This is a genomic window from Azohydromonas australica DSM 1124, assembly GCF_000430725.1.
Taxonomy (GTDB): Bacteria; Pseudomonadota; Gammaproteobacteria; order Burkholderiales; family Burkholderiaceae_C; genus Azohydromonas; species Azohydromonas australica.
Genome location: NZ_KE387221.1, coordinates 52415 through 65975 on the forward strand (window position 1 = coordinate 52415; position 13561 = coordinate 65975).

The 13561-nt window shown below is 66.1% G+C and carries 8 protein-coding genes and 1 pseudogene; 1 reads left to right on the plus strand and 8 read right to left on the minus strand.

Features of this window, described 5'->3' with window-relative positions; genetic code table 11:
- From H537_RS0139305 to H537_RS52075, 8 genes are all read right to left on the minus strand, one after another.
- The gene (locus tag H537_RS0139305) at nucleotides 1-2016 is read right to left on the minus strand and encodes a preprotein translocase subunit SecA (protein ID WP_029002207.1); all 2016 of its coding nucleotides are present in this window, start codon (nucleotides 2014-2016) and stop codon (nucleotides 1-3) included.
- A complete protein-coding gene (locus tag H537_RS0139310) occupies nucleotides 2013-4181 on the minus strand; it encodes a biotin/lipoyl-binding protein (protein WP_043462282.1) in 2169 nt (722 codons plus the stop codon). The genes H537_RS0139305 and H537_RS0139310 overlap by 4 nt, the downstream gene beginning before the upstream one ends.
- A gap of 73 nt (nucleotides 4182-4254) precedes the next feature.
- A complete protein-coding gene (locus tag H537_RS0139315; protein ID WP_156902265.1) occupies nucleotides 4255-6282 on the minus strand; it encodes a GAF domain-containing protein in 2028 nt (675 codons plus the stop codon).
- A gap of 6 nt (nucleotides 6283-6288) precedes the next feature.
- Nucleotides 6289-7191, minus strand: coding sequence for an efflux RND transporter periplasmic adaptor subunit (locus tag H537_RS0139320; RefSeq protein WP_029002210.1), 903 nt, complete (start codon nucleotides 7189-7191; stop codon nucleotides 6289-6291).
- Nucleotides 7188-8714 carry a TolC family protein gene (locus H537_RS0139325; RefSeq protein WP_043462284.1) on the minus strand — a complete coding sequence of 509 codons (1527 nt, stop codon included), beginning with the start codon at nucleotides 8712-8714 and terminating at the stop codon, nucleotides 7188-7190. The genes H537_RS0139320 and H537_RS0139325 overlap by 4 nt, the downstream gene beginning before the upstream one ends.
- 1021 nt (nucleotides 8715-9735) lie before the next feature.
- A complete protein-coding gene (locus tag H537_RS52065) occupies nucleotides 9736-10575 on the minus strand; it encodes a phytanoyl-CoA dioxygenase family protein (protein WP_169517196.1) in 840 nt (279 codons plus the stop codon).
- A gap of 265 nt (nucleotides 10576-10840) precedes the next feature.
- Nucleotides 10841-11932 carry a glycosyltransferase family 4 protein gene (locus tag H537_RS52070; RefSeq protein WP_084151307.1) on the minus strand — a complete coding sequence of 364 codons (1092 nt, stop codon included), beginning with the start codon at nucleotides 11930-11932 and terminating at the stop codon, nucleotides 10841-10843.
- Between the two features lie 100 nt (nucleotides 11933-12032).
- A complete protein-coding gene (locus H537_RS52075) occupies nucleotides 12033-13172 on the minus strand; it encodes a TIGR03088 family PEP-CTERM/XrtA system glycosyltransferase (RefSeq protein ID WP_238446973.1) in 1140 nt (379 codons plus the stop codon).
- A 153-nt stretch (nucleotides 13173-13325) separates the two neighbouring features.
- Between H537_RS52075 and H537_RS54200 the strand changes: the two are divergent.
- Nucleotides 13326-13561: pseudogene (locus H537_RS54200) on the plus strand (IS701 family transposase); the annotation flags it as partial.

Genomic DNA, 13561 nt, shown 5'->3' on the forward strand with positions numbered 1-13561 from the left:
TCAGGCCGTGCCGCGGCGCTCGAAGGGCAGCGCGCTGTCGAGCCAGTCGTCGGCCTTGAGCACCCCGCAGCGGCGCTCGAAGGCGTCGGCCTCGGCCCGGCGCTGGGCCTGGCGCAGCAGCCCGGCCGCCAGCGCCTGCGCGCCCGGCGCGTCCGCGCACAGGGGCCGGGCCAGGGCGCGCCGCGTCCCGGCGCCCAGGAAGCGCAGCGCCAGCCGGTCCTCCAGGCTCAGGAACACCGCGACGCTGCCCGGGTCGCCCTGGCGGCCGCAGCGGCCGGCGAGCTGGCGGTCGGTGCGCGGCGACTCGTTGCCCTCGGCCACCACGACGTGCAGGCCCCCCAGGGACTTCACGTGCGCATCGAGCCGGATGTCGGTGCCGCGCCCGGCCATGTTGGTGGCGATGGTGATGCGCCCGGGCTGGCCCGCGTGCTCGACGATGCGCGCTTCCTCGGCATGGCGCACCGCGTTGAGCAGCTCGAAGGCCAGGCCCTGCGCCTGCAGCCGCGCCGCCAGCCGCGTGCTGGCCTCCACGCTGCGCACGCCCACCAGCACCGGACGGCCCACGGCGTGCACGCGCTGCACCTCGGCCACGACCGCCTGCCACTTCGCCTCCTCGGTGGCCAGCACCCGCGCCGGCGCGGTGCGCGTCTGGCGCGGCCGGTGCGTGGGCACCGGCAGCACGCCCAGGCGGTAGATGCGCCAGAACTCGGCCGCCGCCTCCTTGCCGGTGCCGGTGAGGCCGGCCAGGCGGCGAAAGCGCCGGAAGAAGGACTGGAAGCTCATCTGCTCCAGCGACTCGTTCGGGTCCGTGACCTCCAGCCCCTCGTGGGTCTGCACCGCCTGGTGCAGCCCGGCGGTGAGGGTGCGCCCGGGCGTCAGGCGGCCGGTGGCCTCGTCCAGCAGCACCACCTCGCCGTCCTGGACCACGTAGTGGTGCTCGCGCCGGATGAAGTGGCGCACCGTCAGCGCCTGGCGCAGCAGCTCCTCGCGCCGCGGGGCGGGACGCCACAGCGGCTCCAGCCGCCCGGCCAGCGCCTCCAGCGCCTGCTGCGCGCCCTCGTGCAGCCGCACGCTGCGCTGGCGCTGCAGCAGCACATAGTCCAGCCCCTCCTGCAGCGTGGCGGCCAGCGCGGCCATCTCGCGCACGGCCGCGTGCAGCCCGGGCGCGGGACGCGGGGCCGACAGGATCAGCGGCGTCACGGCCTCGTCGATCAGCACGTTGTCCGCCTCGTCCACGAGCGCGGTATGCAGGCCGCGCACCAGCAGCAGCTCCGGCCCCGGCGCGGCGGCGTCCGTTGCGGGCGCGACGCCGAGCCAGCGCCGAAGCTCCAGGCGCTCGGGATCGCGCCCGGTGCGCGCGGCGAGCTGGTCGCGCAGGTGGTCGGCCAGAAGCTCCTTGGCGGTCACGTACACCACGTCGGCGGCGTAGCGCACCGCCCGCTCCCCGGGCGTGCTGGCGGCCACCACGGACGCCACCTCCAGGCCGCAGGCCCGGTACAGCGGCGCCATCTCCTCGGCGTCGCGCGCGGCGAGGTAGTCGTTGGCGGTCACGAGGTGGCAGGGCCGTCCGCTCCAGCCGGCCAGCACCCCGGCCAGCGCGGCGGTCAGCGTCTTGCCCTCGCCCGTGGCCATCTCGGCCAGCCAGCCGTGGTGGATGGCCAGGGCCCCCATGAACTGCACGGAATACGGCCGCTTGCCCAGCACGCGGTAGGCGGTCTCGCCCACCGCGGCCAGGGCCTCGCCCAGGCCGCCGCGGGCGTGCACCGGGTCGCGGCGCAGCTGTTCGCGCGCACCGGCCAGCCGCTGCTGCAGCGCCGCGTCGTCGCAGCCTGCCAGCGCCGCACAGGCCTGCGCACAGGCCTCGGCCTCGCGCCGCAGGCGGCGCGCGTGGCCGGGACGGCGGCGCAGCCAGCCCGCCAGCGCATGCGCCCAGGCATCGGCGCCCTCGGGCAGGCGCGCCGCCGACGGCAGCGGTACGGGCGGGGGCAGCAGCGACGCGGCAGCGAGCGCACTCATACGCGGTAGCGCCTCTGCAGGAACTGGCGCACGCTGCGCTCCCACTGCTGCGCCAGCGGACGCGCGCGCATGGTGATGCGCACCTGGCCCAGGCGGCCGTGCAGCAGCGCCGGGCGCTCGGCCAGCGCATCGGGCAGCGTGGCGTGGATGCGGAAGATCGGCTCCGCCGTGGTCAGGCCATGCGGATCGCTGGGGGACACGGCGATGTCGCCGCCGCCGGCAAAGCCCAGCGCCGCCGACGGCAGCTGGCCCTGGTCGAAGGGCAGCACCTCCACCGACTGCGCCACCAGGTTGATCTCCTCCTGGCCGGTGAGCCGGATTTCGAGCTCGCGCACCTGGTCGTCGAACAGGTGCGTGGACACCTGGGGCAGCACCGCCACCACGCGCCAGCCGCCGCCGCCCACGACCGTGCCCAGCGCGGCGCCGCGCGCCACCCAGCGCCCGCTGCCGGTTTCAAGCTCGGGCGCGCTCCACAGCCCCGCGATGGGCGCCACCACCTCCAGCGCCTCGCACTGGCGCTCCAGCTCGGCGACCTCCTCGTCGGCGGCCTGGATCTGGCGCTCCAGCGCCGCCAGGTCCGCCGTTGCCAGCGCAACGGCCCGCACCTGCTGCGCCACGAGCTGCTCGCGCTGCTCCTGCGCGCCGCGCAGGGCGGCCCGCAGTTCGGGGTTGTCCAGCCGCATCAGCACCTGCCCGGCCTGCACCTGCGTGCCCGGCGTGGCCCGCATCTCGGCCACGAAGCCGCCGGCCTCGCTGTGGAGCTTGCGGAAGTTGCGCGCCTCCAGCACGCCGGTGGTCCGCACCCGGTCCGGCAGCGGCACCAGGCCCAGCAGCACCACGGCCCCGGCCACCAGCGCCGCGGCGATGCCCAGCGTGCGGCCGCGCACGTGGTTCAGGCGCGGATTGACGGCCAGGTAGCGCGCGAGCTTGTAGAGCGGCACCACGAGCACCGTGAAGCCCAGCAGCCAGGCCAGCGCGATGCCCAGGTCCAGGTACTGGTCGGCGACGAAGAAGATCATCGTGGCCATCAGCACCAGCCAGTAGCCGATGCTCGCCACGCCGTAGAACGCCAGCAGCGCGCCCTCGGCACGGCTGTCGGCCACGGGCTGGGTCGAGGGCAGGCGCAGCAGCCAGCGCTCGGCCAGGTGCCGCAGCTGCTCGCGCGAGCGCTGGAACAGGTTCGGCATCCCGATCAGGTCGGTCAGGATGTGGTAGCCGTCGAAGCGCAGCAGCGGGTTGAGGTTGAACACCAGCGTCGAGACGCTGGCGACGAAGATCACGTCGAAGGCCAGCGCGTTGAGCGTGCCCGGCGCGGTGTGCGCCCACACCAGCGCCGCCACGGCCGCCACCGCCAGCTCCGCCACTACCCCGGCGGCGCCCACCAGCATGCGCTCGCGCCGGCGCCTGAAACCCCAGCTCGCGCTGGCGTCCACGTAGGGCAGCGGCGCGCCCAGCAGCAGCATCACGCCCATCTTGTGCACCTCGCCGCCGAAGCGCTTGCAGGCGGCGGCGTGGCCGAACTCGTGGATCACCTTGGACAGCAGCACGCCGATGTAGAGCAGCCCCACGTTGCCCGGCGCCAGCAGGTCGGCGCCCTGCCCGGCCAGCTCGTCGGCATGGTCCAGCAGCGTCTTGCCGCCCAGCGCCAGCAGCAGCACGTAGGCCACCGCCACCGGGGCGCTGAAGAGCAGCCGGATCAGCGGCAGCGCCCGCTGCAGCAGCCGGTCAGGGTCCAGCAGCGGGATGCGGATGGACATGAAGCCCATCAGCAGCGCCTTGAGCTCGCCCCGGCGGCGCTTGCGGTAGCGCTCGAAAAGCGTTCCCTCGGTGCTGTGCTGGTCGAACACAAGCAGGTTCGAGAGGTTGAGCTGGCCCAGCAGCTGCACCACCTCCTCCTGCGTCAGCGCGTGCTCGGGGTCGTCCTGCAGCGCCTGCTGCCAGGCTTCGTCCACGGTGTGTTCCAGCGACAGCCGGCCCAGGAAGGCCCAGGCGTCGGCCGAGACGCGGAACCAGTCGCTCGACAGCGTGTCGCGCAGCATGAACCACGCGCGGTCCCGGAACACCTGCCGGTGCGCGCGCACGCTGGTGCGCAGCGCCACGCGCACCGTCGCCACGCGGTGCCAGGCATCGCTGAAGGCCTTGCCGCTGGCGTCGCCGGCGCTCACGGGCACGCCCTCGCGCCGTGGCCGGCAGCGGGCACGGCGGACCGCGCCTTCCGAGACGGGCTTGCCGGCGCGCTCACAGCCAGAACACCTGCCTCAGGAAGCGCAGGGTGCGGTGCGTCATGATCCACAGCACGCTGCGGTCGCCCGCCTCCAGCCGCGCAGTACCGCCCATGCCGGGGCGCCACCAGGCGGCCGCGCCCGCCTCGACGCGCGCACGCGCCAGGAAGACGTTGCGCCGATCGCGCAGCGTGGCCACCGGGTCCACCCGCTCGACGATGAGCGGAAATCTCAGGTCGGGCCGGCCGACGAAGGCGAACTCGCCACGGCTGCCGGCCTGCACCTCGTGCACGTCCACCTGGTCGATCTCCAGCTCCAGGTAGGTGTCGGTGGTCTGCGCCAGCTTGAGCAGCAGGTCGCCCTTGCGCACCGGGGCACCCAGGTTCTTCTTGAGCTCGCCCTCGACCACCACGCCGTCGTGCGGCGCGCGCACCTGGGCCTGGGCAAGCTGGTGGCGAATGAGCTCCAGCTTGGAGGCCGCCTGCTGCTGGCGCGCCAGCGTCACCTGCATGTCGCCGAGCTGCTGCAGCGCCTGCGCCTTCTCCGCGTCGTGGGTGTGGCGCGTCACGTCGGCCGCGGCCATCGAGGCTTCCAGCTGCAGGTCGCGCGTGTCCAGCTCCACCAGCGGCGTGCCGGCCTTGACGGTGTCGCCGATCTCGACGTGCACGCGCCGCAGGTAGCCGTCGAAGGGGGCGGGCATGAACAGCACGTCCTTGCTGCGCAGCGTCACCTGGGTCTCGACCCGGTACGGCCAGGGCGTGAAGGTCACGCCCAGCAGCACCAGCGCCAGCGTGGCCGCGGCCAGCTTCCAGGCGGTATGGCGCGTGGCCATCAGCGTGTGGGCGTGCCAGCGGCGCAGTCCCGCCCACAGGCGCGCGCCGGCCCAGCGGTCGCGCGCCTGCAGCGCGGCCAGGTGGCGGCCGCAGGCCTGGGCGGTCAGGCGCAGCGCCCACACCTGCGCCGGCGCCAGCGCCTGGCGCCGGCGCTCCAGCGCGAGCACGGCCACGACCTCGTCGTCCACGTGCACGGGCACCGACAGCAGGTGGCCGCAGCCCTGGGTGCGGGCGTAGTGCTCGTGGGCGCGCCCGGCCAGGCGCGCGCCGGGCGGCAGGGGCCAGGCCACCTCGCAAGCCTGCTGCTGCGCCTCTTCCATCGCGGCTTCCAGGTCGCGCGTGGCGGTGGCGCGGTCGTCGAACTTCTCGACGTGGCTGATCGCGCCCAGGCGCACGCCGTGAGCCTCGACCCGGCCCAGCGCCACGCGGTCGCAGCCGTAGGTGGCCGCCAGCTCGTTGCACAGCGCCAGCGCGGCGCGCATGTAGCGGGTCTCGCCCTGCAGCCGGATGGAAAGCTGCAGGATGTCGTAAAGCCGCTCGGCACTCTCCACGGCGGGCAGGGGCGCCGCGGCGGGTGCCGGCACGGGTTCTTCGGCCTCCGCGGCCGGAACCGGGGAGTCCGCGGCAGCCTGGACGGCCGATGCCGATGCCGATGCCGATGCCGATGCCGATGCCGATGCCGATGCCGATGCCGATGCGGATTCAGGTGCAGGCGCACCGGCCCGGCGCCGCAGGTGCTGCAGGAACTGCAGCGGCACGTCGGCCGCCAGCGACGCCAGCGGCAGCAAGGCCTCGGCCTCGGCGCGCGCATCGCGCGGCAGCAGCACCGCCAGCACCGTGGACTCGGCCTTGGGCTGCGGACCCACGGCCAGCGCCACCGCCAGCGCGCTGCCCTCGCCCCCACCGGTCCGGCCGGCATCGAAACAGGGCGACACGTCCAGCGCGTCACCGGCCAGGCGCAGCAGCCAGCGCGCGTCGGCCCCTGCCGCGGCGCCGGCAGGCCACTGCACGGGCGATTCCCAGGGACGGTCGCCGTGGACCGTCAGTACCAGGACCCGGCGTGCGGCGAAGGCGACCGCCACGGCCTCGACATAGGCGGGCCAGAAGGCAGCGGCGTCACCATCGAATTCGCCCAGCGCCGACAGCGCCGCCACACGGCGGCGCTCGGCCACGGGCGCAGTGCCCGGCGGGTCCAGCATTGCGGCGTCCATGGCGGATCACCGCCCTTTGGCCGGGGGCGCGCCGCCGCCGGGCAGCACCAGCCGGCCGGTCACGCCGGGGCGCACCGAGCCGTCGGCGTTGTCGAATTCGGCCGTCAATGCCACCAGGCCGCTGGCCGGATCGGCCACCGGCGACAGGAACACCACCTGCGCCGCGCGCGCCACGTCACGCCCCTCGGGCCCCAGGCGCAGCGTCACCTTGGCGCCGGGCGCGACGCGGGACGCCTCGACCGCGGGCACGTTGCCCAGGAAGCGCACCCGGCTGGTGTCCGACACCATCAGCACCGGCTCGTGGGCCGCCACGCTCTCGCCCTCGCGGAAATGGATCTTCGTCACCACGCCGTTGACCGGCGAGCGCAGGAAGCGCTTGTCGAAGGCCTCCTGCGCCAGGTCCAGCTCGACGCGCTCGCGCTGCTTGGACGCCTCCAGCACGCGGCGCTCGGCCCTCACGTTGCTCAGCGCCAGCTCCTCGTCCTCGACCTGCTTGCGCGCCATGCCCCCGCTGTCGAACAGCCGGCGCGCGGCGGCCAGCTGCTCGGCCAGCATCGCCTCGCGCTGGCGCAGCTCGTCCATGCGGGCGACATCGCGCAGGATGAGCGTGCGGCGCTCGACCTCCAGGCCCTCGGCGCGGTGGTCCAGTTGCAGCAGCAACTGGCCGCGGCGCACCCGGTCGCCTTCGCGCATCAGGACGCGGTCGATCTTGCCCGTCACCGTGAGGCTGAGCTTGACCTCGCTCAGCGCCTGCGTGTAGCCGATTGCGGTGGCAACCGGGGCCGAGGCGGTCTGCGCCGGTGTCCAGGATGCGGCCCCGCCCAGCGCAAGGGCCAGCAGGCCCAGGCGCCATGCCCGGCGCGGACCGGCACCCGCGCGCGGTCCCTGGGGGTACTGCCGGGCGGTCATGGCTGGAAGCGGTCGAGCAGCGTGCCCCGGGCTGCGTCGAGCAGCACCTGCGCCTTGGCGTGCTGCGTCTGCTGCTCCAGCATCACCAGCCGGGCGCTGCTGGAGCGCTCCTCGCTCACCAGCACGTCGCGCATCGCGACGCGGCCTTCGAGCATGCGTCGGCGGTCCAGCTCCAGCAGCCGCTGCTCGCGCGCGGCCACCTCGCCGGCGAGCTGCCAGCGCTGCAGCGCGCTGCCGATCAGGCCGATGCTGGTGTCGATGTCGTTGGCGATGGACGCTTCCAGCATGTCCACGGTCTGGCGCGCATCGTCACGCCGCGTCAGTGCCGCGCGCAGGTCCGCCTGGCCCTGTTCGTTCTCGCCCAGCGGGAAAGCCATCTGCAGCCCGATCGACCAGGTGGGGTAGTCCTTCATGCGCTGGTAGCTCAGTGACTGCGAGCGGTCCACGGACAGGCCGTTGACGCCGGCGCTCATCAGCAGGTCCACGCGCGGCGCCAGCTGGTTGCGTGCGTAGCCGATCTGCACCTCTTCGCGCTCCAGCGCCAGGCGCTTGGCCTTGAGGTCCGGCCGGCCCTCGCGCGCATGCTCGATGCTCTGGAGCACCGAGGGCAGCTCGGCACGCATCTCGGGCAGCGGATCGGTCGCCCGCCACGGCTGCGGCTGGTCCAGCACGCGGGAACCCACCAGGGTGCGCAGCCGGTTCATGCGGTCCAGCCGCTGCTGCTCGGCCTCGGACAGCGACGAGCGGTAGCGGCTGAGCGAGCTCTCGACCTCCCAGGTGTCGGACTCGGGGGCGCGGCCCTGGCGCACCCGGGCCTGGGCTTCGGCCAGCATGCGCTGGCCCATCTGGATGCGCTCCTGGGCGATCGCCACGCGCTGCTGGGCGAAGGCCAGGTCCAGGTAGGCCAGGCAGGCCTCGGCCACCACGCTGGACTCAGTGTCCAGGCTGTTGAGGGCCGCCGCCTGCGCGTCGAGCTCGGCCACGCGCACCCGCGCCAGCGTGACGTCGCGGCCGAAGTCGCGCGCCAGCGGCTGCGTCAGCGTGAAGCCGTAGAAGGCGCGGTGGTCGTAGAGATCGTTCTGGCGCAGTGCGCGCGTGACGTTGGTGATGAAGTCCGACAGCGTGGCCTTGGCCTCGACCTTGGCACCCGTCTCCGTCAGCTTGCTCAAGCCCACCGAGTAGTCCTGGCCGCGGCGGTCATAGATGCCGGCGACCTGGTTGCTCACCTGGTAGCGCGAGAGATCCTCTTCCGGCGTGGTGCGCTGCAGCTGGCGCCCGTTCGAGAACGCGACGTTGGCGTTGGGCTGGAAGGCCCCACGCGCCTTGCCCACGGCGGCCTCGGCGATGGCATGCTCGTTGGCCCGCGACTGGATCGAGCGGTTGCCCGCGCGCAGGGCCTGCACCATCTGCCGCAGCGACACGCCAAGCTCAGCCGGCGCGGCCACGGCAAGCTCCGCTACCGGGCTCTGGGCCTTGCCCGCCAGCGGCCAGGTGCCGCACAGCAGGATGGCGGCGCCACACACCGCCTTCAAGACAGGGCGTCCAAGCAGTGTGCGGGAGATGGTGGCCGGGGCAGGAGGGGAATTCCGGAACATGACAACCTTTGAACAACACCGGCGAACTGAGCACGGGAACACCGACAAGCGACGCGTACCGCGCTGGTGATGGGCAAGGGGCAGCAGCACCGCGCACCGCACAGCCGCGGCTTATACATATCAACAATGATGATAAAGGAGGTTACAAATAATGAACGTGACCGTTCTGCCCTTGCGCTGGATCTGCACACGGGTTGCGTGACAAGTTCACGTGCTGCAATACCGGCGCCGGGAGCGCACGCCTGCGGGAACAGCATTTCGCCGGCAGTCCCCAGACGTTGACCGACCACCTGGCCTCCTCGGACTGGACCGCTCGGGCGACAAGCGCCGAGCCCTTTCGGCCAGACCCTCTTTCGGTCACGACAGTCCTGTCTGCAGCCCTAGCCCTACCGATGCAAGGCCCGCTGCAAGCCCTGCCGGATCAGGGCGCGCGACGAAGTACTCGTCGAAATCAGCCACCACGGCTTGCGGCCGGTTCGCGTCTTGTCCGTATATCGCCACGGCCACAAGCAGCGCATGCGCCGTCTGCTACAGGGATGCTGCAGCGGGTCATCTCGGCACCGTGTAGGCATACGGCGCCATCGCTTTCCCAGCTGGAAGCCACGCAATTTGCGCCACGTATAAGGGCGCTAATCCAAGAGAAATTTCTTGTCTCGTCATTAAGACCTTAAGCTCGTATACACCCAACGGAATTTCCCATGCCCCCTGAAATCTCGAAGGCTCATGGAATCCAAGCACTAAATACAATCGGAGAGGCAGAGCGCCAATATATGATAAAGGCGCACCTGCAAAAACACCGACCGTGCATTCTGCAAGCCAAAAGCGAAGCCACGAATTATGCTATTCCGTCCATCCCTAAGGCCTATGGCATCCACCAAAAGACAGATCGAACTGTTAAGCGTCTTTGTCAAGGATGTCGCTTCAACTCCTTCTTCTTGGTGCGAATAAATTAGCCAAACGTGCTATTTCTTAACAATGCACGCTTAATCAGACGTTTACTTGCGCTCAACAAGGTGCTGTGCCAAGGCTGATCAATATTGCCTTGCAAACGACGATTAAAATACGGCACCCCCTCAATATCAACCCCAAATAACTGCTTCCTTTGCGGCGTATTAGCAAATCGCTCCAAATCAGTTGGCACCGAATTGGCGTAGTGTTTCATCCAATAATGCGAATAAGCATAAATAATCGATTTCCTAACCACATCGCTTCGATTATCAAGCGCCATGTGCAACAGATGGGTGTTGAATATCACTGCATCTCCCGCTTTTGGGACAATCTTAACCGCGGCCGGAGATTTTTCGACATCGGCGATTACAGGCGTCGGGTGCTTTGCCGGGTAGCGGTGACTACCAGGAATAAAAGCCAAGCAGCCTTGGTCGGGGCGCAGGTCCTCAATAAAATAATGTATTTTGACGAGGAAATTGGAAGTGTGCGCGTGATCTACACCCAAGACGCTCATCATATCAGAGTGCCAAGGCGGAGTGAACGTTGGCCCAGGATAGAAGAGTCGTGCATGAGTATGGTTGAGCTGTATATCTTGACCAACAATATCAACCAACAATTCGAAGATCGTCGACAAATCCACTAAATCCACAAACACGGAGCCTTGATCTAAAATATTTGGAATGTCAAAGAATCGGGCTTCCCCAGTGCCTACCTTCACTGACTGGCGCCATTGATCATAATAGCGCTGACTGGCCGCATCAAAAGCGACCTGGGTATTCTGCAGCACACCAGAAGGTATAACTTCTTTCAAATGAAGAAACCCTTGGGTTTCGAACTTCAACTTCAGTTCCGCTATTTCTTGTCGAGAAAACACTTTATGATCCCCTTATTTTGCAGGCGTCAGTAATTGACATTAGCCTCAATGACGCTGGAATTATAGCGCAACGTTGAATCCAACCTGTTGCATGTGACAGTCTGCGCAATGATTTTGCTTTATAGTAAACTAGAATTTCACGCAGGCATTACGGTGATCGCTGATCGTACCCACACTACCTCCACGATAGTAGCCAAAATTGGTATTCACCACAGATACTCAATAGGCATGATCATGATGGGTATATCCCAAGTTCAGCGTAAATAAGCATGAGTGCGTCAACCATGCGCTCTATGCCGTAGAGTGATTGGCATCGCTGTGCCGCAGCGGCACCCATGCGGGCCCGTAACTGGGGTTGACGCGCTAAGGCATCGAGCGCTTCGGCCAAAGCTTCTGCAGTGTCAGCTGGCACGACCAAACCCTCTATACCGTCACGCACGGCCTCAGGCATCGCACCCACCGCAGTGACGACGGCTGGCAAGCCCATGGCCATTGCTTCCAAAAGCGCCATCGGTAGTCCTTCGGCCAGTGAAGGGAGCACAAAGCCTTGGGCACTGGACAGCAGATCTACTTTTGCATCATCGATCAATGGACCGAGTAATCGACAGCGAGATTGCAAGCCCTGCTGATAAATCTCCTGTTCGGCCAAAACCGTGGCACCAAGCTCCCCGTCACCACCAACTAAGTCCACTGTCCAACTCTCGCGCGCAAGTGCAGCCGCCTTCAACAGCACATGCACGCCTTTGCGGTGCGCCAAATTTCCCAAGAACACAAATCGAGGAACACTCGAATTAGACGCTACCGAATGAGCAGTACGCGAAATGGCAACACCATTGCTCACCACTCTGATATCTGCACCAGGCCAGTGCTTAGAAAGCCTCTCTTGCCATCCGGGCGATAATGCAATAACTACTGCGCAGCGCTGAGCAAGCCAATGCGCGAGCTTGGCTAGCGGCCAATTCAAAGTACATAGGAAACTGTCGAAGCGTGCGCCGTGCACGTGGAGAATAACCGGCGCACCGCGTAGACGGCTCAGCACGAGCAACGCGCCGTCCAGGAAAAAGGTAAATCCATCGCACGTATGGATATGAACCACTGGCCGCGGGAATTGACCCAGATTACACCACCATCGGGCCATAAGCTTCAGCCGTGTAATAACACCCAACCACAAGGGGCGCCCTTGAGGGGTAGTTTTTCCTGTTTCAAAGAAATCGAGCTTGGCACGGCGAGAGAGTGTCGAAGCCTTAAGAGCATCCAAAACTGAAGCCATGCCGCCAATAGCAGGAGGAAGTGGCCCGGACATTACAATTTTAAAACGATTCATGTCAGTCGAAATAGAACAACAATGGCGCGCTTTGCCATAGAAAACCTTGTGTACCCGCTGAACAACGTGTATTCCGCGCTGTCAACACTGATGACGCCGTTCAAGCAGACGTACGGCTTGAACGCAATTGCGTGTCGTATAGATTTTTATAGCTTTGCACCATTGCGTGCTGACTGAAAAAATTTGTGACGAAAGATTGACCGGCTTTCCCCATGGACTCCGCTGCTCCTGAGGCATTTGCCAGCCAAGCCACTGCGCGGCCTAACGTGCGTGGGTCGTTTGCGGGAACAAGTTCACCTGTTTGACCCTGCTGTACCAGTTCGGAGTTGCCTCCTACAGTTGTGGCAATTACCGGCAAACCGCTGGCCATCGCTTCCAAAATAGTATAGGAGAGTCCCTCCGAGAGAGACGGCAGCACGAAACAATGTAGTCCTCGCATCAATGCCGGAATATCGCTTCTTTCGCCGGGCAGCCATGCCAGTTCATCCAAACCAAAATTTTTGAGCAGTTCAAGGGATTGCGAACGCAATGGCCCATCACCGACCATTACGAGTCGAAGACGTGCCCGTAAGTTGGGTTGTAGTTCCAATGCATGAGCAAATGCCCGCACCAAGTTAAGTTGGTCCTTCACAGGCTGCATGCGTCCTACCGTCCCCACCAACCAGTGCCTATTGAAGTCAAATGGACATCCTTGAATTGGCTCCGGTTTTCCGTCGATTGGCGGGTGGAAGCGATTAATATCAACACCGTTGTAGATTCGGCTTACGCGCTGCTTCGGTAGGCGCACCTGATCCAGCAAGTATGTGTACAGATCGGTGGAGACCGCAATGTAGTGAGATACAAAAGGTCGATATATGCGACGAAGCAATTTGTAGCGGTTACTGGCGCCTCCCAAATCAAAACCCTCGCTTCCATGCTCACTATGTATCCGAACCGGAACGCCAGCAGCCCAAGCAGGAACAACGACCTCCAAAGCAGCCAAGTTATTTGTATGTACGACAACTGGACCCAATCGCTTCAAAATTCGATAGATCTGCGGGTAAATTTTCAGGCAGTGCCCCGCCCCCTTCTTCAATTCAATGAATTCAACGTCATTATGCTGCACGCGGTCGCGAAACTCGGTCACTTCGGTAAGTGACAAGACCGCATGGCGATAGCTTTGGGGCGGCATGTGATTTATTAAATTTACGACCCCGTTCTCAAGCCCACCTGTACTAAAGCGCCAAACCACATGCAGCACCAATGGGCGCGTATCACGCCTTTGAATACCATCTGTACTTTGGTAGGACTTACGCAAAAGTTTGATAGAAAATCATAGAAATCCCATGAATTAATTTCAACTTGAACTTCTTGAAAGCATAGATCATAGTTTTGTCTTTCACTAGGCGGCGACATGAATCCATCCCGCGTGGACTACTGTCAGTTCCTGTTATCGAGTCAGGTCAACTTCACCTTGACGCACTATGCCGAGCATCATGCCAACTTCAGCCATGACGCCCTCAATCGGTATTTGAACGGCGAGCGCATCACATCACGCATCATTTGGGAAAACATTCGGCCGCACGTGATTCCCAGCGCTCATGGCTATCTGATTTTTGACGATACCGTACTCGACAAGTCTTATTCGCA